General features: G+C 54.6%; 21 protein-coding genes and 4 tRNA genes. 8 read left to right on the top strand and 17 right to left on the bottom strand.

The annotated features are described in order from the left end of the window. Positions 1-133: 133 nt before the first annotated feature. Both AC30D7_RS26490 and AC30D7_RS26485 read right to left on the bottom strand, forming a co-directional pair. Positions 134-1,711, bottom strand: a complete 1,578-nt coding sequence (locus AC30D7_RS26490; RefSeq protein ID WP_490136047.1) for an RNA-directed DNA polymerase — start codon at positions 1,709-1,711, stop codon at positions 134-136. Between the two features lie 230 nt (positions 1,712-1,941). Next, the gene (locus AC30D7_RS26485) at positions 1,942-3,537 is read right to left on the bottom strand and encodes a DUF6119 family protein (protein ID WP_490136046.1); all 1,596 of its coding nucleotides are present in this window, start codon (positions 3,535-3,537) and stop codon (positions 1,942-1,944) included. A gap of 597 nt (positions 3,538-4,134) precedes the next feature. On the opposite strand from AC30D7_RS26485, the gene AC30D7_RS26480 reads away from it, so the two are divergent. Further along, entirely contained in the window at positions 4,135-6,294 is a 2,160-nt protein-coding gene (locus AC30D7_RS26480; protein ID WP_490136045.1) for an AAA family ATPase, read from the top strand. A 251-nt stretch (positions 6,295-6,545) separates the two neighbouring features. Continuing rightward, positions 6,546-6,983, top strand: coding sequence for a hypothetical protein (locus AC30D7_RS26475; RefSeq protein WP_490136044.1), 438 nt, complete (start codon positions 6,546-6,548; stop codon positions 6,981-6,983). Between the two features lie 115 nt (positions 6,984-7,098). On the opposite strand, the gene AC30D7_RS26470 is transcribed toward AC30D7_RS26475, so the two are convergent. The 7 genes from AC30D7_RS26470 to bamJ all read right to left on the bottom strand — a co-directional run bounded on the left by AC30D7_RS26470 (position 7,099) and on the right by bamJ (position 11,086). After that, entirely contained in the window at positions 7,099-7,476 is a 378-nt protein-coding gene (locus tag AC30D7_RS26470) for an SEL1-like repeat protein (protein WP_490136043.1), read from the bottom strand. 215 nt (positions 7,477-7,691) lie between these two features. After that, positions 7,692-8,054 carry a DUF6463 family protein gene (locus AC30D7_RS26465; RefSeq protein WP_028940044.1) on the bottom strand — a complete coding sequence of 121 codons (363 nt, stop codon included), beginning with the start codon at positions 8,052-8,054 and terminating at the stop codon, positions 7,692-7,694. A 340-nt stretch (positions 8,055-8,394) separates the two neighbouring features. Continuing rightward, entirely contained in the window at positions 8,395-8,799 is a 405-nt protein-coding gene (locus tag AC30D7_RS26460; RefSeq protein WP_490136042.1) for an SEL1-like repeat protein, read from the bottom strand. Then, on the bottom strand, positions 8,800-9,171 hold the full coding sequence (locus AC30D7_RS26455; RefSeq protein WP_007898892.1) for a hypothetical protein: 372 nt from the start codon (positions 9,169-9,171) through the stop codon (positions 8,800-8,802). Further along, on the bottom strand, positions 9,168-9,509 hold the full coding sequence (locus tag AC30D7_RS26450; protein ID WP_026286335.1) for a helix-turn-helix domain-containing protein: 342 nt from the start codon (positions 9,507-9,509) through the stop codon (positions 9,168-9,170). Before AC30D7_RS26450 ends, AC30D7_RS26455 begins: the two co-directional genes overlap by 4 nt. A gap of 112 nt (positions 9,510-9,621) precedes the next feature. Then, positions 9,622-10,077 carry a YkvA family protein gene (locus AC30D7_RS26445; protein WP_490136041.1) on the bottom strand — a complete coding sequence of 152 codons (456 nt, stop codon included), beginning with the start codon at positions 10,075-10,077 and terminating at the stop codon, positions 9,622-9,624. Positions 10,078-10,372: 295 nt separating this feature from the next. Next, a complete protein-coding gene (bamJ, locus tag AC30D7_RS26440; RefSeq protein ID WP_018925162.1) occupies positions 10,373-11,086 on the bottom strand; it encodes a BamJ family beta-barrel-assembly machinery protein in 714 nt (237 codons plus the stop codon). 269 nt (positions 11,087-11,355) lie between these two features. Here bamJ and AC30D7_RS26435 point away from each other — a divergent pair, with 269 nt between their 5' ends. Beyond that, positions 11,356-13,188: a di-heme-cytochrome C peroxidase gene (locus AC30D7_RS26435; protein ID WP_490136040.1), complete on the top strand. Its 1,833-nt coding sequence runs from the start codon at positions 11,356-11,358 to the stop codon at positions 13,186-13,188. Between the two features lie 3 nt (positions 13,189-13,191). Then, complete coding sequence (locus AC30D7_RS26430; RefSeq protein ID WP_490136039.1) at positions 13,192-14,328, top strand: catalase family protein; 1,137 nt, start codon at positions 13,192-13,194, stop codon at positions 14,326-14,328. A gap of 248 nt (positions 14,329-14,576) precedes the next feature. On the opposite strand, the gene AC30D7_RS26425 is transcribed toward AC30D7_RS26430, so the two are convergent. From AC30D7_RS26425 to AC30D7_RS26410, 4 genes are all read right to left on the bottom strand, one after another. Beyond that, positions 14,577-14,653: transfer RNA gene (locus tag AC30D7_RS26425), tRNA-Asp, on the bottom strand. A gap of 19 nt (positions 14,654-14,672) precedes the next feature. Continuing rightward, positions 14,673-14,748, bottom strand: a tRNA-Val gene (locus AC30D7_RS26420). 198 nt (positions 14,749-14,946) lie between these two features. Next, positions 14,947-15,023: transfer RNA gene (locus AC30D7_RS26415), tRNA-Asp, on the bottom strand. Positions 15,024-15,042: 19 nt separating this feature from the next. Further along, positions 15,043-15,118 (bottom strand) — tRNA-Val (locus AC30D7_RS26410). A 159-nt stretch (positions 15,119-15,277) separates the two neighbouring features. Between AC30D7_RS26410 and rdgC the strand changes: the two genes are divergently transcribed. The 3 genes from rdgC (at position 15,278) to sugE (ending at position 17,750) form a co-directional block, all read left to right on the top strand. Further along, positions 15,278-16,198 carry a recombination-associated protein RdgC gene (rdgC, locus tag AC30D7_RS26405; RefSeq protein ID WP_019579659.1) on the top strand — a complete coding sequence of 307 codons (921 nt, stop codon included), beginning with the start codon at positions 15,278-15,280 and terminating at the stop codon, positions 16,196-16,198. A 152-nt stretch (positions 16,199-16,350) separates the two neighbouring features. Then, positions 16,351-17,316 (top strand): bile acid:sodium symporter family protein, encoded by a 966-nt coding sequence (locus AC30D7_RS26400; RefSeq protein WP_018925159.1) that lies wholly within the window; start codon positions 16,351-16,353, stop codon positions 17,314-17,316. A gap of 119 nt (positions 17,317-17,435) precedes the next feature. Beyond that, positions 17,436-17,750 carry a quaternary ammonium compound efflux SMR transporter SugE gene (gene sugE / locus AC30D7_RS26395; protein WP_007936130.1) on the top strand — a complete coding sequence of 105 codons (315 nt, stop codon included), beginning with the start codon at positions 17,436-17,438 and terminating at the stop codon, positions 17,748-17,750. A 140-nt stretch (positions 17,751-17,890) separates the two neighbouring features. Here the strand turns inward: sugE and AC30D7_RS26390 are convergent, their stop codons facing one another. From AC30D7_RS26390 to AC30D7_RS26375, 4 genes are all read right to left on the bottom strand, one after another. Continuing rightward, positions 17,891-19,765: an MFS transporter gene (locus AC30D7_RS26390; protein WP_490136038.1), complete on the bottom strand. Its 1,875-nt coding sequence runs from the start codon at positions 19,763-19,765 to the stop codon at positions 17,891-17,893. 103 nt (positions 19,766-19,868) lie between these two features. Continuing rightward, positions 19,869-21,020 carry a TDT family transporter gene (locus tag AC30D7_RS26385; RefSeq protein WP_490136037.1) on the bottom strand — a complete coding sequence of 384 codons (1,152 nt, stop codon included), beginning with the start codon at positions 21,018-21,020 and terminating at the stop codon, positions 19,869-19,871. 106 nt (positions 21,021-21,126) lie between these two features. Further along, complete coding sequence (locus tag AC30D7_RS26380) at positions 21,127-21,438, bottom strand: cupin domain-containing protein (RefSeq protein WP_490136036.1); 312 nt, start codon at positions 21,436-21,438, stop codon at positions 21,127-21,129. A gap of 42 nt (positions 21,439-21,480) precedes the next feature. Then, positions 21,481-22,674 (bottom strand): MFS transporter, encoded by a 1,194-nt coding sequence (locus AC30D7_RS26375; RefSeq protein WP_490136035.1) that lies wholly within the window; start codon positions 22,672-22,674, stop codon positions 21,481-21,483. 91 nt (positions 22,675-22,765) lie between these two features. Between AC30D7_RS26375 and AC30D7_RS26370 the strand changes: the two genes are divergently transcribed. Further along, positions 22,766-23,305: a TetR/AcrR family transcriptional regulator gene (locus AC30D7_RS26370; RefSeq protein WP_490136034.1), complete on the top strand. Its 540-nt coding sequence runs from the start codon at positions 22,766-22,768 to the stop codon at positions 23,303-23,305. The last annotated feature ends 75 nt before the right edge of the window (positions 23,306-23,380 follow it).

Genomic DNA, 23,380 nt, shown 5'->3' with positions numbered 1-23,380 from the left:
AAAAAAGGCGAACGTGGCGGAGGGCTTCGCTGAAGGCTGGCTTGATTTCTCCACGGGTTGAATCCACAGCCAAAAGCTGCCATTCGGAGGGGCGGTTCAAGCTGCCAAAGCAATCCATTGCTAGCCAGCAGGCCTACGATGTTGGACATCCGGCCAACACCCAAATGCACACCCATTTGTCTGTGTGCGTTAAGGATGGATTCTGTTTGACAAATTTTAGATATTTCTCAGCTTCATCCTTTGAAAGTATTCTGAGTGAATGAATGTAAGCTCTTCTGTCCCACGATGCTGACGTCAAGACTTTCTGCTTCGCTTCTTTTGACCAAGCGATGTTTCCCTCTAACAATGCAGCTGCGGCAGCGGACGCTGGTGCACCTTGATAAACATAACGGCGAATATTTTGATCGGATAAAAACAATGCTTCACGGGTAAAAAGCCACTCCATCCAAACTCGAACACTTCGCTTACTTATTCTATTGTTCTGGCACAGCGCAGACAGCGCCGGTAAAATTTCTCTAATTGCTGGCGTAGACAATGAAACCAAGTACAAACAAACGTCATTAATTACAGGAGTATAAAACTCAATGTCATCGAGTATCGCTTCCGCTATCTCGGCTACTTGCCCATGTTTAGCCCTTCTGATGATAGCTCTCAAAACGGCCAAGTCTACATAACCGAAGTTACGAGCTCTTAGAAGGGCATCCAACAGTGAGGCCCCTAGATCTTCGCTTTCACCATCAGATTCGCCGTTACTTCCCTCAAAATATTCCTCGTGTCCATCGAATTCTTTATAATCCTCATCATCAATGTCAGGTTCCGACTCGTAAGCCCCATATTGATTTCCAGCCTCAATCTCATTCAGGATATCAAGCTTCTCCATTTGATATTGATTCTGAAGCTCTTCTTGCAGGAACTGAGCAGATGATCTGATGGAGGTTTTTTCTGAGACCAAGCCAAGTCGGTGTTGGTCATGGAGATAAACCACGAGATCCTCGAGGATCTCTGAAAGCTGCTCTTCCGAATCAGAGAAGATACGAATATCGTCAACATAACGAACATGCTCAACATGGTGATTTGATATAAACTGATCAACATCAAGTAAAATTGCTTCAGCCAAAATTATTGAAGCTGCTGGCCCTATCGGTATACCTTGGGAAGCTTTGTTATTCAATCGAGATAAAAAGTTTTCAATTTCCTTTCCTGCGTTAGCTGCTCCTCCGACAGAATCAACTACATTCCCAACTCGATGGAGATATATCTGATTATAAAAATCACTAATATCTGTCGAAAGCACATATTCGTACACATCACCAAGCCTCTCGCAACTCTCTCTGTACGCAGGAAATCCGGAACCTTTCGAGAAGTAGCTATTGTCATCAACCTCGATTCGGTAAGAGCAAGCGATGGATGGTAGCATACGCGCAGCTTCCACCTGTTCGGCTACTAAATAAACCAGAGCGGTATATATTAGCGAGTCTAAGGGTTCAAGCTGATGAACAATCCGGTATCCTCCGCGGGCCTTAGCCCAGGGAAGCACTCTTGGATTGGTCGTATGTGCGCTAGCGAGCGGTGTACCTAGAAGATAGCTTTTAACCTCGGCCCAAGAATACCATATTGCATAAAACTCAAAAGGTTTTGGGTAAAAGTCCGTATCGTAAAAAGCTATTATATGATTGCGAGCAAACTCTAGAGAAGCATCGGTTAACACCACAGTTACACCCCCTGTATTTGTTTAGTTTCCATTCACCATGCGGTCCGTGAAGTGTAGCCTAGCCGAAGCCCACAAGCTCAAGCCGTGACTAAGGTCATTTCGACTGAGTTTCTGCCCCCTTCGCTAATACCACGAGCGGCAATACCAGCTTAGCCCTCGTGCGATTTCCGCCAGCTATGAAGTGCTCCACGCAGCCAAAAGCGGACAATCAAAATGAGCCAAGACATCACTCATCTATTATGTTTTGAGATATAGATTCTCGGCGTGAGGTCAAAACTCCTTACCAATTTTTGCCAAGACTCGACGGCTAGTAGAAACTGGATCGAGTTGAATTCAGTAATCCTCTGGATCTCGTCTTCAAACACAAACCAAAGAGCTGCTGCGTTGAATTCTTGATCAAACTTAATCTCACCTCGCTTGATGAGTTCAACGGCATCACGTGACTGCTCTATGTTGTAGATCAGCTCTGGGCTGGTCTCCGAAATTTTGACTGAGATGATCTCCTTATCCTTGAACAGGTCGGCCACCTCTACACGGTACTGCTTCTTACCTCTCTCCATCGACTGTAATTGTGTGAGTTGTCGATCAAGGAGCACATACCCTTGGTCAGCGCATTGTTTTTTATTGAAGTAGGATTCGCGGTAAGTAAGCTTATCGTCGACAGGTTCCTCGGCTTCGATCTTACGTTGCTTCTCATCGCGCCAACGTATGTAGTCTGCTTCATCGAGCGGCTCCCTCAAGATGGTTTCGATCATGTCAAGCGAGTGCTTCAGGTAATCCATGAATGTCTGATTAAACTTATACCAATCGCCACTCCTCAAGAAATAATGGTAGCCGTCATAGGCAATGGGTAGGTCGAGTACTTCTTTGAGCTCTTGAGTGAACACGCCATGATCGCCGCTCTTGAACTGCACGCTTACGGAATTGATGTCCTCAATGTCGTTGTGTTCAATGAGGAAGTCGCTGATTTGATCGACCGTCAAAGAGTTGCCAATATTTTTGCGGTAAATTCCTGCCTCCCCGGCCTTCTTGGCAGAGAGACGATAGTCGTAATCGTGAAAGCTAAAACAAATCGCTACGCCATACACATGAAACTCTTCGACTTGAACATTGCCCTGTCTGTTCTTGAGTGATACAAACAGTAGCTTGTCAAGTTCGTCACGTAGTTCATCCGTAACTGCTTCCAATTTTGGAAGCCGGATAACTTCCTCTCCCCTCAGGCCTGCTTCTATACGATCAAATATTTCGGCAAGGTCGAGTGGATTTCGGTCCATATCCATCTGGATTGAGTCAGCAAAAATTATATTACGTTCACCCCATAATTCTCTGTCTGAAGCTCTGAGCTTTAGGTGGTCGACCGACTCTCCGGGCTCATAGCCATTGGGTTGGAATCGCTGATAAGAGGATACGTCCTGCCTTTTGGTACCCGTAAAATAACGGCTTTTTTTTAGCAGGATCGTATTTTCATCCGCCATACGCACGGCTAGATCTATGCCGAAGTCGTACTGAATTAACTTGGACAGATAAAAATGAGCTTTTCCTAGGCTCACAGCATAAATTTGCTCCGGTTTATCGACGTGGTGACTCAACAGCATCCCGAAATGGAAAGTATTGGTGGGTTTGGCGACATCATCATTAAAGAAATCGCGGTAAGTTTCCCACCACCAGATGTCATTTCCCTTGACCTTGTCAGAAAAATAGAAGGTCATCGAATAGTTATTCGAGACGTGGGTTTTCTGCTGATGGAGCCCAACGGCAGTTAGTTTTTCTTTTAACTGAGCGAGCTTGGAATGCTTGACCTTATAAATGTTGTAAGTGTTATTCATGGCAAGTCCCTTTGAGCGCGAGCGCTAGCAGAGTCAAAATGCCATCCCGCAACGACGAGCGCAACCCGGTCGGAAACAGCTTGGTAGGCTTCTCGGCGTCCGAATACTAAATTTCCTTGCTTTACGAAAGCCATGGACGGCCTATTTTTGCCATCCTAATGGCCATCTGGCCGGTTGCTGCGAGTTGCGTCCACCAGTTGAATCCACAGCCAAAAGCAACCCTTCGATGTGGCTACAAAACCAGAGGCGGTTTACTCACAACGGAGATGCGGGCCAGAAAAAAGGGGACCAAAAAGGGGACGGATTTATTTTCTTAAAAATATATCCGTCCCCTTTTCCTCTTCAGCCATGAGGCAGTTACCGGCCAACAGATAACCAGTTGGGCGATCAACACAGCGTTGACTCGATCCCGGATTGCCGGGGTTTGACAGAGCCCAGAGCTGTCGACTGGCTCCTTACAGGGTAACGTCAACGTATCGTTAACCGATCAGAATGCGCCGTCCTCGCCAATCTCGTGGCACTTATAAAAAAGCGATCTATGCTTCTTTACGTCATCACTAATGGCGTATCGCCATTTTGCGCACAGAGGATATGATCGTGATAACGGAATTAAATATTGAAGGCGTGACCAGTTACAAGCTCAAGTCTTCTGTGATGCCAACAAATAAAACTTGCCTCGTGTATGGATTGAACGGCGCAGGAAAAAGCACTATATCAGAATATTTATATGCGCCTAATAATGCTGCCTATCATAAATGTAGCTTCAAGAGCAGCCAGCCTTGTGATATTTTAGTTTACAACCAAAGCTTTCTTAATGACTATTTTTTTGAAGAAGATAACCTTAAGGGAATTTTTACTCTTTCGAAAGAAAACAAACAGGCACTACAGCAAATCGAAGCGGAAACTATAGAGCTTGAAAAAGCCCAAAACTTGCAGCAAAAAAACTCCGAGTCAGCTGGAGATATTACAACCCACCTAGAACAAGAAAAGTCCAAGGCTAGTGGCAAGACGTGGGAAATTAAAACAAAATACTCAGGCGGCGATCGTGTATTAGAGTTTTGCCTTGATAACTTAAAGCGAACAGAGCTTCTTTTTCAGCACATCACTAGCCTTGTTCGTACTGAGGAGGCCCCAGATTACACAATTGATGATTTGAGAGCTGAGGCCTCTTCGATCGAGGGTGAAGGTGCCATTCAACTGACAACCATTCCTGACTTGGTAGCAGAGTGGCTCGACGTCGAGAAAGATCCTATATGGTCCAAAGTCATAGTAGGCAGCCAAGATGGATCGGTCGCGGAGTTTATCAACAGGCTTGGGAGTTCGGACTGGGTCAAGCAAGGGCTTCAATATATTGATATCAACACCAGTCAGCCTCAGGCTTGCCCTTTCTGCCAAGAAAATACGATCACACAAAACATCGTAAAATCGATACGTGATATTTTTGATGAAGCCTACGATCGAGACATAGAAGCCCTTGAAGATACTAGGACTCGATATGAGTCCTTTACTTCGCGCATTAGCATACAAGACATATCGAATCTTCCGTTAGCAAGCAAGGAACTCGTCAATGCTTGGGAACTTGCCTCTGAAGCCCTTAAATCCTCAGTTCGTGAAAATTCGCTGATTATTAGCAACAAGCTTAAAAGCCCGAGCACCCCTGTAACTCTTTCGGTCAGTGACTCCGCCGTAAAGTCGATTAATGACGTAATTGCAACTCTAAATGAATTGATCAGAGAACACAACAACAAACTTTCAAACAAGAAAAAAACAAAAGATGATATAAAATCTCGCTTCTGGAACTTAATGCGCTGGGATTACGATCAAACAATATCGGCCTACACTCAAGCAGCATCAAAACTTCAGGAAGAAGCTGGTAAAGTGAGTAAAAACGGCAAAGATATTCAGCAGATTATCGAAAGTTCTCATGGCAAGATTGCCAGTCTTAGAAAGCAAACGGTTAATATCGAGGAGTCAATTCAAAATATAAATAACGGCTTGCTCGAAATCGGAATCGATGGTTTCTCAGTAGTTAAGTATAATGACACCCTATACAGGATTGCCAGAACCACAGATCATGCTAACGCATTTCACTCACTCAGTGAGGGTGAAAAAACAGTCATAAGTTTTCTATATTTCATCGAATTATGTAAGGGGCAAAAAACTCCGTCGGCCGTTCCTCTCACAAAAGTAGTCGTAATTGATGACCCTATCTCAAGTCTCTCGCACTTGTATGTGTTCAATATTGGGCAGTTAATAAAGAAGTATTTCATCAATGACGCACGTTACAAGCAAGTATTCGTGCTTACGCATAGCTTGTATTTTTTCTACGAACTCACGCATACCAGTCAGGATAAACGCGCAGAAACGCAGCATCTCTATAGAGTTATAAAAAATGCAAACGGCAGCAGTATAATTCCCATGAAATATGAGGAGATACAAAATGACTACCAATCGTACTGGTCTATTGTAAAAGACCCTGCTTCGCCACCTGCACTCATTGCGAACTGCATGAGAAATATAATTGAATATTTCTTTAATTTTGTTCAGAAGAAAGACTTCAATAACGTATTTCAGATGCCCGCCTTATCGGCGGATAGATTTGCCACCTTCTACAGATATATGAACAGAGAGTCACACTCTCTTGGTCAGAATATTTTTGATATTAAAGAGTTCGACCACCAAACCTTTAGGGATGGGCTGAGAATAATATTTGAAGAGTGTGGGTACTCTGAGCACTATAAAGCAATGAACAAATAGCTGATCTAAGATTGTTCACAAACACACTCATATGAAGTATATGAGCGAAGGCTAGTCAAGACGAAGCGGGCGAGGAACGCTTGGTGGCCGAAATTAAAGGAGAACGTCCGCTTTTGGCCGGTTGCTGCCTGTTGCGTCCACCGGCTGAATCCCCTTAGCAGTCGTTCGACCTAACCAAGAACTGACTGATAGAGTTGAGTACTCCCAGTGCGGGCAACAGTTCGGCTGGATGGATTTTTTGGAGTCTGATGATGGGGTTTTCAACAACACTGTGGGAGTGGTACGGCCAGGATGAGTACAAGCGAATTCTCGCCGTGTGTGAGGCAATCCCAGCCCTTCAATTCCTGGCACTAACCTCGGATTTGCAGCGGAGCGCAATCCCATACTGCCCGGCATGTGAAGCCTGGTCCGAAATGATGCTGCCGTTGAACGAGGTTCTTTCAATCTGCGGCAACGCGTTACCAACGGAGATCAGAACACGGCTACAAGGCATCTGGGAGCTATGCAATAGCCTTACTGAGGCTGCATTTCACTGTGATGATTGGTTCATTTTTGATCATGACGAATGGTGGCCGATCAGAACTGCTGCTGTAGAGCTGGTGGGTCTAATGGAGTTGCTGGAAATCAATCCCTTCCTGGATGACTTGTTATTGGATTGTCGGAATGCTGTTCGCGGAATAAAGCGTTAATCTTTTGAGAAACCCTATTACGGTGTTGAGCGTATATGTTGCCGCATGCCCTATGTGACTGACAGTTGACCACCATTAGCCCCCCCACAACACTTGCTCATCGAAGAACATCGAATCACTGCTCAGCATCGCCACTCGCCAACCCTTTCAACTTGATCTCAGCCAACGGATGCCCGGCCTTCAAGGCAATACGCCAAAACCGCGCCGCTTCTACCGGATCCGGCGCCTTGCTCGGCGTCCCCGCAAGGCAGATCACCCCCACCTGATACGCCGCCTTGCCATCCCCCGCCAACGCGGCCAGGCGCAGTAATCGTATGCCCTCCTCGCGAGCCCCAAGACCGATACCGCGAAAGGTCAGGATGTGGCCGTAGAAGCTCTGGGCGCCGACGTCCCTCAGGTTCGCCATGCGCGCGAACTGGCCCTCGAGCCTGCGCCAGCCGCGCGGCTGGCGCACGAACCACGACCGTGAAAAGGGGACGGATTTATTTTTCATTGCGTCGAGACTGATGGCAGATAAATAAGTCTGCCCCCTTTTCATTGCTTTTCATTGGCGGTGAGCTAGCCGGTTTCAACCTATAGCTGCCGGTGGCGACAGGCAGAAATCGGCCGATTCTGTTGAAAAAGTCGGGCCGTTTTCTGCCTATCGCGTCCGGCTGAAAACGACCCCGAGTGGACATTGAAGCCCTCGCGAACGACATGAACCGTTTGTCAGGAGTACAAGCCATACCCTGCCGCGATGATCAGCGGTGAAACCAGCAGCGTTGCCCAGAAACCCGATTTTGGAACAGCAATGACGCAAATGATCGAGATCATAAGCACATAGATGCCAACAATTTTAAGTAGCGCGAGATCGCCAACTGCTACGGCGTGAATCGCTGTATGCCCTGCGAGCATAAAAAGCGGCCCCAGCAGGGTAAACCAGAGGGCGGTACGCCGATCTTCGTGCACTCTGAACTGGTCAACGAAGCCAGAGTCTACAGCGGCGGCGAATGCTGCTTTGAACTTAATAATACCGAATGGAATATGGAAGGCGCCCAAGGCGAACAGCGTCCATGCGACGATGTTTGACATATTTTATATGCTCCGTAACGGTAAGGTTGGACGAGTGCCTAACGTTTGGGGCCTTCTTTAGCGGGTCCCGAGCGAGCTTAGAGAGCGGCTTGAGCCGCATGTTAGGCTGCGTCACCGATGGCGCGCCAGCCGTATAAATACTTGATGACTCAAAGCTGCGGAGCAGGCCTCCTGGAGCATGCACGTGCGGGTGTTCTGCCTAGGTTGGTGCATGCGGTTTTGCGGCGACAGCCATCCCGTGTTCACCGTCCACTTTTGGCCGAAAACAGCTCCCCATAAAATTTATGATTGACCATCATTAGCCCCCCACAACGCTTGCTCATCGAAGAACATCGAATCACTACTCAGCATCACCACTCGCCAACCCTTTCAACTTAATCTCAGCCAACGGATGCCCGGCCTTCAAGGCAATACGCCAAAACCGCGCCGCTTCCACCGGATCCGACGCCTTACTCGGCGTCCCCGCAAGGCAGATCACGCCAACCTGATACGCCGCCTTGCCATCCCCCGCCAACGCGGCCAGGCGCAGTAATCGTATGCCTTCCTCGCGAGCCCCAAGACCGACACCGCGAAAGGTCAGGATGTGGCCGTAGAAGCTCTGGGCGCCGACATCGCCCAGGTTGGCCATGCGCGCGAACTGGCCCTCGAGCCAGCGCCAGCCTCGCGGTTGGCGCACAAACCACGACCAGTGGAACAACCGGCGGGCCAGCCAGTAACCGGCCCGCGCCTTGAGTCGTAGGAACACTCAGGCTTCCGCCGACTCGGGGTACTCGTATTCGAACACCCGCACCACTTCCGAGGCATGCCAGGACGCGGCAGCCACGCCGTCGGACGGTCCGGAGAAGCGCCCGAGGCGCTCGACACATTCGAAGAAGCCGGTGCGCGGCAAACGACTGGCGCCCTGGCTGATCACCAGCGAGCTGCGCAGTGGCTGCTCGGCCCTGGCGTCCAGCGCGGCCAGGTGTTCAAGGGCGGCGGTCAGGGTTTGCATGGCGGGCGTGGGTAGCTGCAATCGCTCCAGCAATGCCCGATAAGTCAGAAGATGGCGCTGACGGCGCGCCTGATCCAGTTCCCCCAGCAATCCATCCCAATGTTGACGACTGATGCGTACGCTCACGATTCATCCCTCCATCCCGGCACCGTCAATTCCCAGGCGAGGCTGCGGCGAATTGCAGCGTCAGGTTGACGCTCACCGCTTTCGATCAAGGCGAGATATGACGGGCTGATGCCTACCGTGCGGGCAAGCGCCTCAATGGCGATGCCCTTCCCTTCGCGCAAACTGCGTAGTTGATCCAGACCCGGAAGAGTCTGGTCTGATGTGGCCGCGGGACGCACTGTGGCTTCGCGCGGTGGTTGTTCGTTGATGCCTGCTGCTTTCAGTAGAGCCTGATACTGAGCCCATGGCAGAACCGCATATTCTGGTTCGCCTTCGCGTGTAATTATCTGAATATCCATGACTACCCCGTAGGACAACGACACGTAGCGAGTCGGCACTTTTCCTTAGAAGTGTAATCCTAACAGCGGCCAAGGTCGCGGGGGGTATGAATATGGATGATCCTGAATCGGTTCAGTTTTTTTTCGGGCCCTGAAGTTGCAGCTGTACCGGGGTATCGGGCAGGCGTTCAACCACTGCGAGTTTTTCCGGCGCCTGACGCTTGCGCCAGGCGCGGAAGGCGTTGAGTTCGTCATCGAGGACTTTCATCAGCCAGGCCAGGACGGCAATGTCGTCGAGCATGCCGAACACCGGGATGAAATCCGGGATCGCATCCACCGGGCTCAGGAAGTACATCAGTCCGGCCACTACCGAGACCAGTGCTCTCGGGCTGATGGCCCGGTACTCGCCACGCCAGTAGGCCAGGCAGAGTGCCTGCAACAACCGCAGATCGTCTTTAAGTTTGCCCAGGCGATTGCCCTGGCTGGCACTTTTGCTGGCAACCGCGAACAGCAGGGTCGGCAATCGACCACGGGCGAGCAGGCGTCCGGCCAAAGGTAGGAAACGAGCGAAATTCCAGGGCGTTTTCATCTTTTCCTCCCACTGAAATGTTATCCACACAAATTGTGGATAACCTTGTGAACAGAGCTGCATTTCACCGCTGGAGGCCCCGTTTCACAAGGGTCTTGCTCAGATCGGGCGTTTTTTACTCACATAAAAAAACCCAAGATTTCATTGACTTGGCGCGCCGGTACGTCTAGCTCGGGCACTGTCACTGGCTATGACTCCAGCGTACCGCATCCGTTCGCTTTGTTTACCTTCACCAAACCCCAGATGCAACAACGCCCCGCATAAGCGAGGCGTTGTTTTTTCGAGCAGACGCGGATTACTTGGCGTCGTCTTGTTTGGCTGGATCCTTGATGCCCAGCAGCTCCAGGTCGAATACCAGCACCGAGTTGGCTGGAATCGCCGGGCTAGGGCTTTGGGCGCCGTAAGCCAGGTCGCTAGGGATGTACAGTTTGTACTTCTCGCCAACGTGCATCAGTTGCAGGCCTTCGACCCAACCCGGAATCACACCGCTGACCGGCAGATCGATCGGGCTGCCGCGCTCGACGGAGCTGTCGAAAACGGTGCCGTTGGTCAGTTTACCGGTGTAGTGAACAGTCACTACGTCGGTCGGCTTAGGCTGTGCGCCATCGGCCTTCTTGACCACTTCGTATTGCAGGCCTGAAGCCGTGGTGACGACACCGGCTTTCTTGCCATTCTCTTCGAGGAATTTCTTGCCGGCGGCTGCCGACTCTTCGCTCATCTTGGCCAAACGCTCTTCGGCACGCTTCTGCAGCGCTGCGAAGGCTTCAACCAGTTCCTCATCCTTCAGTTTCTGTTCTTTCTTGCCGACGGCATCTTCGATGCCTTGGGCTACGGCTTTGGAGTCCAGATCATCCATGCCTTCCTGAGCCAGACTTTTGCCCATGTTCAGGCCAATGCCGTAGGAAGCTTTTTGCGCCGGGGTTTTCAGCTCTACGCTGGTCTGCGAATCACAACCCGCAAGTACCAGGCCAACCAGGGCCACCGCCGCCGCCAACCGATGCTGTTTCATGCTATTTCCTTGTTCATGCGCCTAAAGGGCAATCGAGTAAAGCCGCGAGCTTATCAGGCGGCCACGACCAATGGCTACCGGCATGAGAGCAGGAAACTTCCGATAAGTTCAGGTGTTTAAACGCATTTCGAGGTTAGAAGGATGAAGCTTCTGTCATCTGGCCCCCACAGACCCGGAGACCGATTCCCACAGCCCCTGGCGTAATGGCCTCTTGCCGCCCCTCGTCAGCTGAGGCATAAGAGAGCTACAAACTGACAAGGATGTTTATCGTGCGCCTCATAATCCGCTTGCTGATTCTGATCGCAGTACTGCTGGGGCTGGGCCTCGCCGTGGTGCTGTACTACGTCGCCAACCCGAAATTACCAGCCTGGTCACCGGCGCAACAGGTGCATTACCTGGAGCAATGGAGCGCCGCAGACCGCCAGGCCTACTACTTCACGCCCCAAGGCACCCAGGTCAAAGGCTTGCGCTATGACTGGTTCAACGCCCTCGAACTGCCCTTCTCGCAAAAACGATTCGCCGCTCCCGAATACCTCGCACGCTTTGGTTTTCTGATCGATCCGAGCCAGAAAGCCACACCGAACAACCCCGGCAACCTGCCCGTCGGTTTCGCCCGTCATCAAAACGCGGGTAGCCAGGAAGAGTTTCTGGACATCACCTGCGCCGCCTGCCACACCGGCGAATTACGCTTCAATGGCCAGGCCGTGCGCATCGACGGCGGCTCGGCCCAGCATGTGTTGCCGTCCAGCGTCCCGACCCTGCGCGGCGGCAGCTTCGGCCAGGCACTGGTGGCCAGCCTCGCCTCGACTTATTACAACCCGTGGAAATTCGAACGTTTCGCGCGCAACGTCCTGGGCCAGGACTATGACGCCCGGCATCAACAGCTACGCCAGGACTTTAAAAGCTCACTCGATACCTTCTTGAAAGTGGCCTGGAACGACACCCATCGCGGGCTCTACCCCACCGAAGAAGGCCCCGGCCGTACCGACGCCTTCGGACGCATTGCCAACGCCAGTTTCGGCGACGCCATTTCGCCGGCCAACTACCGCGTGGCCAACGCGCCAGTGGACTACCCGCAACTGTGGGATATGTGGACCTTCGACTGGGTGCAGTGGAACGGTTCGGCGCAGCAGCCAATGGCCCGCAACATCGGCGAGGCTTTGGGTGTCGGCGCGACGCTGAATTTCTTCGACGCCAGCGGGCAGCCTCTCAAGGGCGACGATCGCTACCCGTCCAGCGTCCGGGTGCGCGATCTGCACCGGATCGAACAAACCCTGCAACGACTCAAACCGCCCACCTGGCCGGAAGCCCTGCTGGGCACCATCGACAAGCCGTTGGCCGCAAAAGGCCGCGCACTATTCGCCGAAAACTGCGCCGGGTGCCACGTCCCCCGCGTCACCCAAAGCGACGGCAGACCGTTGCAACATCTGAAATTACTGCCCGTGGAGATGATTGGCACAGACCCCGGCGCCGCCAACAATATTGCCGACCATCGCTTCGATCTGACAGCCTTGAAGTGGGATCCGGCAGAGCTTGCGCAACTGGACGTGCAATTGCATCCAAAACCCACGGAGCCCTTGGATTTGAGCCAGTTGTCAGTGGCCAAGGGGCTGGCCTACGTCACTGCTTTCGTGGGGAACCAGGCCTATCGCGCTGCCAATGTGACGCCGGCGGAGCGGCCGAACCTGGACGGTTTCGGCTTGCCTATCGGCGTCCAGGAATTACGCAGCTATAAGGCCCGGCCGCTGGCGGGCGTCTGGGCCACGCCGCCGTTTTTGCACAACGGTTCGGTGCCGAGCATTTATCAACTGCTCTCGCCCCAGGATGAACGTGCAACAACGTTCTACAAGGGCACCTTCGAATACGATCCCAAACACCTGGGCTATCGCACCGAAGCCTTTACCAACGGTTTTGTGTTCGACACGCGTATTACCGGCAATCACAACAGCGGCCACGAATTCCGCAACGGCGAGCGCGGTAATGGCGTGATCGGTCGCCTGCTGCAACCGCAGGAGCGCTGGGCGCTGTTGGAATACCTGAAAGTGTTGGGCGGCCCGCTGGAGTCGCAATTGCCAGACCACCTCATCAGTCAAAAGGATTGACCCATGCTGATCACGCTCTGGCTACGTCTGGGTGCCTTCCTTGGTAAAACCCTGCTTTGGATGTTGGGTTTGGGGGTCCTCGGCTGGGCGCTGACCATGGCATGGCTCGCCTGGCAACATCGCGGCCCGGTATCGGCTGAAGAACTGATTCCGGACGGCGAAGCGGCGATGACCCGGGACATCATCCAGACAGCGGTGCGGATCGTCGATCAACACCGCGAAAGTACTCGCTATCTGCGCGACGCTCACGCCAAGGCCCATGGTTGCGTGAAGGCCGAGGTTCAGGTGCTGCCGGATCTGGCGACGGCGTTGCGCCAAGGCGTGTTCAGCGAACCCGGCAAAACCTGGCAAGCGACGATGCGGCTGTCCAACGGCAATGCCTATCCGCAGTTCGACAGCATCCGCGATGCCCGGGGCATGGCGATCAAGTTGTTCGATGTGCCGGGTAAACAGTTGCTGAATGATCGACAAGGGCGCAGCGAACAGGATTTCGTGATGTTCAACCATCCGAACTTCTTTGTCAGTGATGTCGCCGAGTATCGTCAGAATGTGGCCGCTCAGGCTGACGGCAAAAAGATAATGGCATTCTTCCCGGGCTGGGACCCGCGCACCTGGCAGGTTCGTCATCTGTTTATTGCGCTGGCGACACTCTCCCCTGCCCCGGCAAGCCCGACCCAGACCACCTACTTTTCGGTTTCGCCGTACAAGTTTGGTGAGGCCAACGTCAAATTCCGGGTAATACCGGATCCGGAGAGCTGCCCGACCTACACGCTGCCCACGCAAAATCAAAACCTGCCGAACTTCTTGCGCAGTGCGCTGAACCAGCAGCTGTCGACTGATCGGGTGCCGGCCTGCTTCGTGTTACAGGTCCAGCGCCAGGATCCGAGCCAATACATGCCGATCGAAGACACCAGCATCGAGTGGCGTGAACAAGACGCGCCTTTCGAAACCGTGGCCAGGATCAAGCTGCCCGCCCAGGATTTCGACACCCCGGCGCTGAACCTGCAATGCGACAACCTGTCGTTCAATCCATGGTTCGGCCTTGAAGCCCATCGGCCGATTGGTGGGATCAACCGGTTGCGCAAAGCGGTGTACGAAGCCGTTAGCGACTATCGACACAGCCGCAACGCCGAACAATAAGTAATGCCACTCAGCTAAGCGCGGAACCTGTGGGAGCGGGCTTGCTCGCGAAGATGGTGGCACAGTCAACATTGATGTCGCTCGACGCTCTGCTTTCGCGAGCAAGCCCGCTCCCACATGGATTGCACTTGACCTGGAAGATCGTTTTTCAGCGGATCCGGCAAAAAGCCAAATCCCAGACAGCAAAAAGCCCGCATTAAGCGGGCTTTCTGTGGTGATCTGGCGTTCAGTGTTCCAGATACCGAATATGGCGCAGCGGACGGGACTCGAACCCGCGACCCCCGGCGTGACAGGCCGGTATTCTAACCGACTGAACTACCGCTGCGCGAAACGCTTGAAACGAATGGTGGGTGATGACGGGATCGAACCGCCGACATTCTGCTTGTAAGGCAGACGCTCTCCCAGCTGAGCTAATCACCCTTCGCTTCGTTACGGGACGTATTATGCCACAAGTTTTCGTAAAGTGTTGATTTAATTGAAGTTTTTTTCAAAAAAATCCGAAAACCGGTGAAACGACACAACCCGATGGAACAAGGTACAAACTTGAGACAGAAAAAAACCCGCCTCAGCGGGTTTTTCCGTGGTGACCTGGCGTTCAGTGGTCCAGGTTACCGAATATGGCGCAGCGGACGGGACTCGAACCCGCGACCCCCGGCGTGACAGGCCGGTATTCTAACCGACTGAACTACCGCTGCGCTAAACACTTGAAACGAATGGTGGGTGATGACGGGATCGAACCGCCGACATTCTGCTTGTAAGGCAGACGCTCTCCCAGCTGAGCTAATCACCCTTCGCTTCGGTGTGGCGCGCATTCTACGGAGCGACCCAACCTCTGGCAAGCACTTTTTAAATTAATTTTCTCAGGCCTTCCAAAGGCTTAGAGAAGGGTTGGCCTATGACCCGGCGAAGACAATAATGCCCCCCTTTGTATAAAGGAGAGACTCACCCCATGTGGTTCAAAAACCTGCTTATCTATCGCCTGACCCAAGATCTGCCTTTTGATGCCGAGGCGTTGGAAACTGCACTGGCCACCAAACTGGCGCGTCCATGTGCAAGCCAGGAGTTGACCACCTACGGTTTCGTCGCGCCATTCGGCAAGGGCGAAGACGCACCGCTGGTACACGTCAGCGGAGACTTCCTGCTGATCGCCGCCCGTAAAGAAGAACGCATTCTGCCGGGCAGCGTCGTGCGTGACGCAGTGAAGGAAAAGGTCGAAGAGATCGAAGCCGAACAAATGCGCAAGGTCTATAAAAAGGAACGCGATCAGATCAAGGATGAAATCATCCAGGCCTTCCTGCCCCGCGCCTTTATCCGTCGCTCGTCGACCTTCGCCGCCATCGCGCCGAAACAGGGCCTGATCCTGGTTAACTCGGCCAGCCCGAAACGTGCCGAAGACCTGCTGTCCACCCTGCGTGAAGTGATCGGCTCGCTGCCGGTACGTCCGCTGACGGTGAAGATGTCCCCGACCGCGACCATGACCGAGTGGGTTACCACTCAGAAAGCTGCGGATGACTTCTTTGTGCTGGACGAGTGCGAACTGCGCGACACCCACGAAGACGGCGGCATCGTGCGTTGCAAGCGTCAGGACCTGACCAGCGAAGAGATCCAGCTGCACCTGAGCACCGGCAAAGTGGTCACTCAACTGTCGCTGGCCTGGCAGGACAAACTGTCGTTCGTGCTCGACGACAAAATGGTGGTCAAGCGCCTGAAGTTCGAAGACCTGCTGCAAGATCAGGCGGAACAGGACGGTGGCGACGAAGCACTGGGCCAACTGGACGCCAGCTTCACCCTGATGATGCTGACCTTCGGCGACTTCCTGCCGGCACTGGTTGAAGCGTTGGGTGGTGAAGAGATGCCGCAAGGGATCTAAACCGACGCGCGGTCTAAATGTGCGAGCGGGCTTGCTCGCGAAGGCGTCATGACAAACAACATCCTTGTTGAATGTCCGACCGCCTTCGCGAGCAAGCCCGTTCCCACATTGGATCTGCGCAATTTTCGAATATGAATAACAAGGATCAGGCCATGCGCGCACTCGCTGCATTGAGTCGTTTTGTCGGCAACACCTTCGCTTACTGGGTACTGATTTTCGCCATCGTGGCGTTTCTGCAGCCGGCCTGGTTCATCGGTTTGAAAGGCGCCATTGTGCCGCTGCTGGGGCTGGTGATGTTCGGCATGGGCCTGACCCTCAAGCTCGAAGACTTCGCCGAAGTCGCTCGCCATCCGTGGCGCGTGGCCCTGGGCGTGGTCGCCCATTTCGTGATCATGCCCGGTATGGCGTGGTTGCTCTGCCAGGTATTCCATCTGCCGCCAGAGATCGCCGTCGGGGTGATTCTGGTCGGCTGTTGCCCGAGCGGCACCTCGTCGAACGTGATGACCTGGCTGGCTCGCGGCGACCTGGCGTTGTCGGTGGCCATTGCCGCCGTCACCACCCTCCTCGCGCCATTGCTGACACCGGCGCTGATCTGGCTGCTGGCCTCGGCCTGGTTGCCGGTATCGTTCATGGAGCTGTTCTGGTCGATCCTGCAAGTCGTGCTGTTGCCGATCGTACTTGGCGTGGTTGCCCAACGCGTGCTCGGTGATCGGGTTCGTCACGCGGTAGAAGTGTTGCCGCTGGTGTCGGTGGTGAGCATCGTGATCATCGTCACGGCCGTGGTGGCTGCCAGCCAGGCGAAGATTGCCGAATCCGGTCTGCTGATCATGGCCGTGGTGATGCTGCACAACAGCTTCGGCTACTTGCTGGGTTACTTCACCGGGCGCTTGTTCAACTTGCCCCTGGCCCAGCGCAAATCCCTGGCACTGGAAGTCGGCATGCAGAACTCCGGCCTGGGTGCGGCACTGGCCAGTGCGCACTTCTCACCACTGGCGGCGGTGCCGAGCGCGCTGTTCAGCGTCTGGCACAACATTTCGGGGGCGCTGCTCTCCACCTATTTCCGTCGCATGAGCGAAAAAGAGGATCGGAAAATCGCTGCTCAGCAAGTGGCTGACTGATCCGAAAACTTGATCCTCGGGTTAATGATGGGCACTCTATCGCGCAACGCGAGGACGACCTCGCGGCTCGATCGAGTGCTTAATCCGGGGACGACCCCATCCATCGATGGAGGTCATTTATGTCCTGGATCATTCTGTTTTTCGCCGGACTGTTCGAAGTTGGCTGGGCCGTTGGCCTGAAATACACCGACGGCTTCAGCCGCCCTCTCCCTACCGCATTGACCGTTGCCGCCATGGCGATAAGCCTTGGCCTGCTGGGCCTTGCCATGAAGGAATTGCCGCTGGGCACGGCCTATGCGATCTGGACCGGCGTGGGTGCGGTGGGCACGGTGATCGCCGGGATCATTCTGTTTGGTGAGTCGATGGCGCTGTTTCGGCTGGCCAGTGTGGCGTTGATCATTACCGGGCTGGTTGGGCTCAAGATCAGCGCTTAGACCGCTACCGTCTTCGCGGGCAAGCCTCGCTCCTACAGGGATTGATGGTGTGTCCACAATACGTGGCACAACATAAAACCTGTGGGAGCGAGCGATGCGGCGACCCGACTTGCCCGCGATGAGGCCCGCAAAGTCACCAACTATCTAACGGCCCCACGCAAATCCCCCACCATCGCCTGCAACTTCGCTGGCTCAGCCACTTCAACGGCCACCGCCGGCCCTGCCACCAAGGTCACCCGCGACCACAACCGACGGAACAAGCCCTTGTTCGGATCGCGGCTGAAGAAACTCCCCCACAACCCCTGCAACGCCAGCGGAATCACCGGCACCGGCGTTTCTTCGAGAATCCGCGTCAGCCCGCCCTTGAACTCGTTGATCTCGCCATCAGCGGTCAACTTGCCTTCGGGGAAAATACACACCAGCTCGCCATCCTTCAGATACTGGGCAATGCGGGTGAAGGCTTTTTCGTAGATTTGAATGTCTTCCTGACGCCCGGCGATCGGAATCGTGCCGGCCGTGCGGAAGATGAAATTCAGCACCGGCAGGTTGTAGATTTTGTAATACATCACAAAACGAATCGGCCGACGCACCGCGCCACCAATCAGCAACGCATCGACGAACGACACATGGTTACAAACCAGCAGTGCCGGGCCCTCATCAGGAATCAACTCCAGGTTGCGATGCTCGACGCGGTACATGGAATGGCCGAGCAGCCAGATCATGAAACGCATGCTGAACTCGGGGACGATTTTGAAGATGTAGGCGTTGACGCCGATGTTCAGCAGCGACACCACCAGGAACAGCTGCGGGATCGACAGCTTGGCGATGCTCAGCAAGACGATCGACACAATCGCCGACACCACCATGAACAGGGCGTTGAGAATGTTGTTGGCGGCGATCACGCGGGCCCGTTCGTTCTCGACGGTGCGGGACTGGATCAGCGCATACAGCGGCACGATGTAGAAACCGCCGAAGACCCCAAGCCCGAGGATGTCGATCAACACCAGCCAGGTGTGACCGAACCCGAGGATTTCGAGCCAGCCATGGCCGGCAACGCTGTCCGGAATTCCGCCGGAATGCCACCACAGCAACAGGCCAAACACGGTCAGGCCGAATGAGCCGAACGGCACCAGACCGATCTCGACTTTGCGCCCGGAGAGTTTCTCGCAGAGCATCGAACCCAGTGCGATACCGACCGAGAACACGGTAAGAATCAGCGTCACCACGGTCTCGTCGCCGTGCATCCATTCCTTGGCATACGCCGGGATCTGCGTCAGATAAATCGCCCCGACAAACCAGAACCATGAGTTACCGACGATCGAACGCGATACCGCAGGGGTTTGCCCCAGGCCCAGCTTCAACGTGGCCCAGGACTGGCTGAAGATATTCCAGTTCAGGCGCATTTGCGGCGATGCCGCCGCAGCCCGGGGAATGTTGCGACTGGCCAGGTAACCGAGCACCGCGACACCGACGATTGCTGTGGACACCACTGGCGCGTAATTGCTGGCGGACATCATGATCCCGGCACCAATCGTCCCGGCGAGAATCGCCAGGAAGGTGCCCATTTCCACCAGACCGTTGCCGCCCACCAGCTCTTCTTCGCGCAAGGCCTGCGGCAGTATCGAATATTTCACCGGCCCGAACAGCGCCGAGTGAGTCCCCATGGCAAACAGCGCCAACAGCATCAGCGACAGGTGATCGAACATGAAACCGACCGCGCCTACCGCCATGATGCCGATTTCCCCGAGCTTGATCAGACGGATCAACGCGTCCTTGGCGAACTTTTCCCCGAACTGCCCGGCCAGGGCCGAGAACAGGAAGAACGGCAGGATAAACAGCAACGCACACAGGTTGACCCAGATCGAACGGTCACCCTCGATGGTCAGCTTGTACAGAATGGCGAGGATCAGCGACTGCTTGAAGATATTGTCGTTAAAGGCCCCAAGGGACTGCGTGACAAAAAAAGGCAGGAAGCGCCGAGTGCGAAGCAAGGTGAACTGCGAGGGGTGACTCATCTTCCATGTGTCCCTGATTTTTTTGGTAAAGGGTGGCGTGGATACTGTTATTGGAATGATCGAACGTCGATCCAGGCCACACACATTACCTAATCTTGGCCGGTTATTTCTTTAATCCTGCGATACACGGCGAGACAAACAATTCGCCACGCCACGCGCCCTGCACCGTGCGTTTGGCGACAATCAGCCACATCGCCGCCAGCATGGCTACCAATACACAACCAAAGACACTGAAAAACGTCAGGTTCAAGGTGCTGGCCAGTTTCAGCGTAGTCAGGAAATAGACACCCAGCGGGAACGTGAAACCCCACCAGCCGAGATTGAACGGGATACCGGCGCGCAAGTAACGCACGGTGATCAGCAGCGCCATCAGCATCCACCAGAACCCGAAGCCCCACAGCGTGATCCCGGCCACCAGCCCAAGGCCCTCAGCTATTTCACCGATCCCCGGCAGACCGTTCGCGGCAAAGATCGCCGGCGCGTCGGCGCCCAGCAGCAACATGCCCAGCGCACCTGTGCCAATCGGCCCAAGCGCCAGCCAGCTCGAGGCGGCCATGTTTTCGTGGGGCAATTTATGCAACGCCATGCGCAGCAACAGGATGGTCAGAATACTGAACGCCACTGGCAGGGAAAAAGCCCAAAGCACGTAGCTGGTCACCAGCACCACTAACTGCGAATGAGCATCGGCGAGGTGCGGCGCCAGCAAGCCACCACTGGCAGCCGCCACTTCCGCCGCCACCACCGGCAACAGCCAGACAGCGGTCATCTGGTCGATGCTGTGCTCCTGACGGGTGAACATCATGTAGGGAATCAGCACGCCGCAGGCCAGCGACATCGCCACGTCCAGCCACCACAGCACTTCGGCGAGATGAATCACACCGTCGCCCCAACGCGGCAGGCCGAACAGCAGAAAGCCGTTGATGATGGTCGCAAGGCCCATGGGAATGGTGCCGAAGAACATCGAAACCGTGGAATGGCCGAAAATCCGCCGTGCTTCGTCGAAGAACATGACCCAACGCGCGGCATACATGGCCGTGAACAACACAAACAGAACAATGTTGAACAGCCACAAACCTTCGGCAAATGCATGCAGGCCAGGCATCGTGAGGGGCAGTTGCGCGAGCGCGAGGGCCAATACCCCGGTGCCCATGGTTGCGGCGAACCAGTTCGGGGTGAATTGGCGGATGGCTTCTCTAGGATGCTGCAGATGACTGAGCGGTTTGATACCGGGTTTAACGCTATGGGTGCAGGTCATGGTGAACTCCTGTCCTCTGATGAGGTAGGAACCCATGATAGATCTGAACAGAATATCGATATAACGGGTAATTTCTCTAACTGTTATCTGTTTTGCAGATATAGCTTCAGACGCTACCTTCAGTCTCAATCACCAATATCCTCGCCACGCCCTGCGGATGAGCCATATGCTCGGTGCCCACCGAGGCATAAAAAATATCGCCGACCTCCAGCAGGATTTCCCTTTCGAGGCCTGCTTCGCGATAACGCATCTGTACCTGACCGTCGAGCACCACGAACACTTCCTGGCCATCGTTGATGTGCCATTTATACGGTTGATCGGTCCAGTGCAAACGGATGGAGATACCGTTCATGTTGGCGATATCCAGCGCCGCCCAGGCGCGATCACCGGTGAAGGATTTGCTGCGGATGATTTGCATGGGACGGTCCGTCGAGATGAATGGCTGCACCAAGGCTAACGGTCATCGAACATCGACGCCACAGACCTTGACGGACCGCTCACGAAGCAACCCGATCAGCGCACCGAGCGACAGGATGATCAGTACCGCGCCGTAACCATCGGTGGTCGCCACCAGCCCAAAGCTGCGGGTCAGATTACCGGCCAGCAACGACGGCAAGCAGAACGCCAGATAACTGAGCACATAAAACGCCGACATCAACCCGGCCCGCTCATGAGGCAAAGCCAGTGGCACGATACTGCGCAAGGCGCCAAGGAAACCCGCACCGAATCCGCTGCCCGCCACCAGCGTGCCGATGAAAAACAATGGAAGGCTGGCGCTGTGGACCGCCAGCAGAATCAGCGTAACGCCTGCGGGCAGCAAGCTCGCTCCCAGCAGCAAGATCCTGTCGGCCGGCCGATTGCGCAAGGTGTAGATCATCGAGGCACCGGCCACCGTCAACACGGCCACCGTCGCACCGCCAATCAGGTTCGATGTGGACCCGGTGGCTGTCCGTACCAGGGACGGTGCCAGGGAAGCGAAAAAGCCGCCGAGTGCCCACACCGCGAGGTCTATCGGCAGCACCCGCCACAACATACGCCGCGCTTGAATCGGCACGTGCAGGGTCGGGCGCAGCGAGGCCCAGGCACCCGGTTGTCGACTGACGCTTTCCGGCAGGCGCCAGACGTACAGCGCTTGCATCACAAACAGCGTGAACAACACCCAATAGGTCAATTGCAGCGGCAGGGGCGCAAACTCGGCCAATAATCCGCACCCCATGGCCCCCAGCGCCATGCCCAGCAACGGCGCAACACTGTTGACCATCGGCCCTTGCTGGCGATCGGTGTCCAACAGCGCCGCACTCAAGACGGCAGTGGCCATTCCCGTCGCAAACCCCTGAAGTACTCGCGCACCGATCAACCAGGCGACGCTGTCGGCGTTGATGAACAGCAACATCGCCAGCATATTCAACAGCACGGCGGTAAAAATCACCGGTTTGCGCCCCAGATAATCCGACAGCGAACCGACCGTGAGCAGCGCCGCCAACAAGCTGAGGGCGTAGACACCGAAAATCAGGGTCAGGGTTGCAGCCGAGAACTGCAGGTGCTCCTGATAGAGGTGATACAACGGAGTCGGCGCGGTGGAAGCGGCGAGAAAACTAAGTAAGGTGATCGCCAGAAACCACAGGCTGGAACGATTTGTCGCCGGAAGAGACATGAGCACACTCCACAAAAGCTAATTTTTTGCTTTTGTGGAGTCTGCTACTGGCCAGCGCTTAAAGCAAATACTTTGTGTTAAGGTCCGCCGCATGGCTATTAAAGAAGGTTTACGCCCCGGCGGCAGAAGCGCCAGGGTTCAAGAGTCGATTCATTCGGCCGTCCGCGCGCTCCTTGCAGAGCAGGACCGCGCCTGCGTGACTGTGCCGCTGATTGCTGCCCGGGCCGGGGTGACACCGTCGACCATTTACCGGCGCTGGGGTGATCTGTCAGCACTGCTGGCCGATGTCGCCCTCGCCCGCATGCGCCCCGACAGTGAGCCGGCCAATACCGGCAGCCTGCGCGGGGACGTGCGGGCCTGGGCGGAGCAGTATCTGGACGAAATGAGTTCCGAACCTGGGCGCAACATGATGCGCGACGTGCAATCCAGTGCCACGCCGGGCTATTGCGTGACAATCATTGGCGGGCAGTTGCAGACGATTCTGGATCGCTATCCCGATCAATCACGGCCAAGTGTCGACCGGCTGATCAATATGGTGGTGGCACCGACGGTGTTTCGCATCCTGTTTGCGGCGCAGGCGCTGGAGGTTGAAGAGTTGCATCGGTTGATCGATATTGCGTTGAGTCAGTAACGCAGCCTTCGCAGGCAAGCCCGCTCCCACACTTGATCGCTGACGTCTCCTATTCCGTGTTCACTGAACATCAAG

This window comes from Pseudomonas sp. DF5 (genome assembly GCF_058148225.1).
Note: the sequence above shows the minus strand (reverse complement) of the source record. Positions and strands in the feature narration are given on the sequence as shown.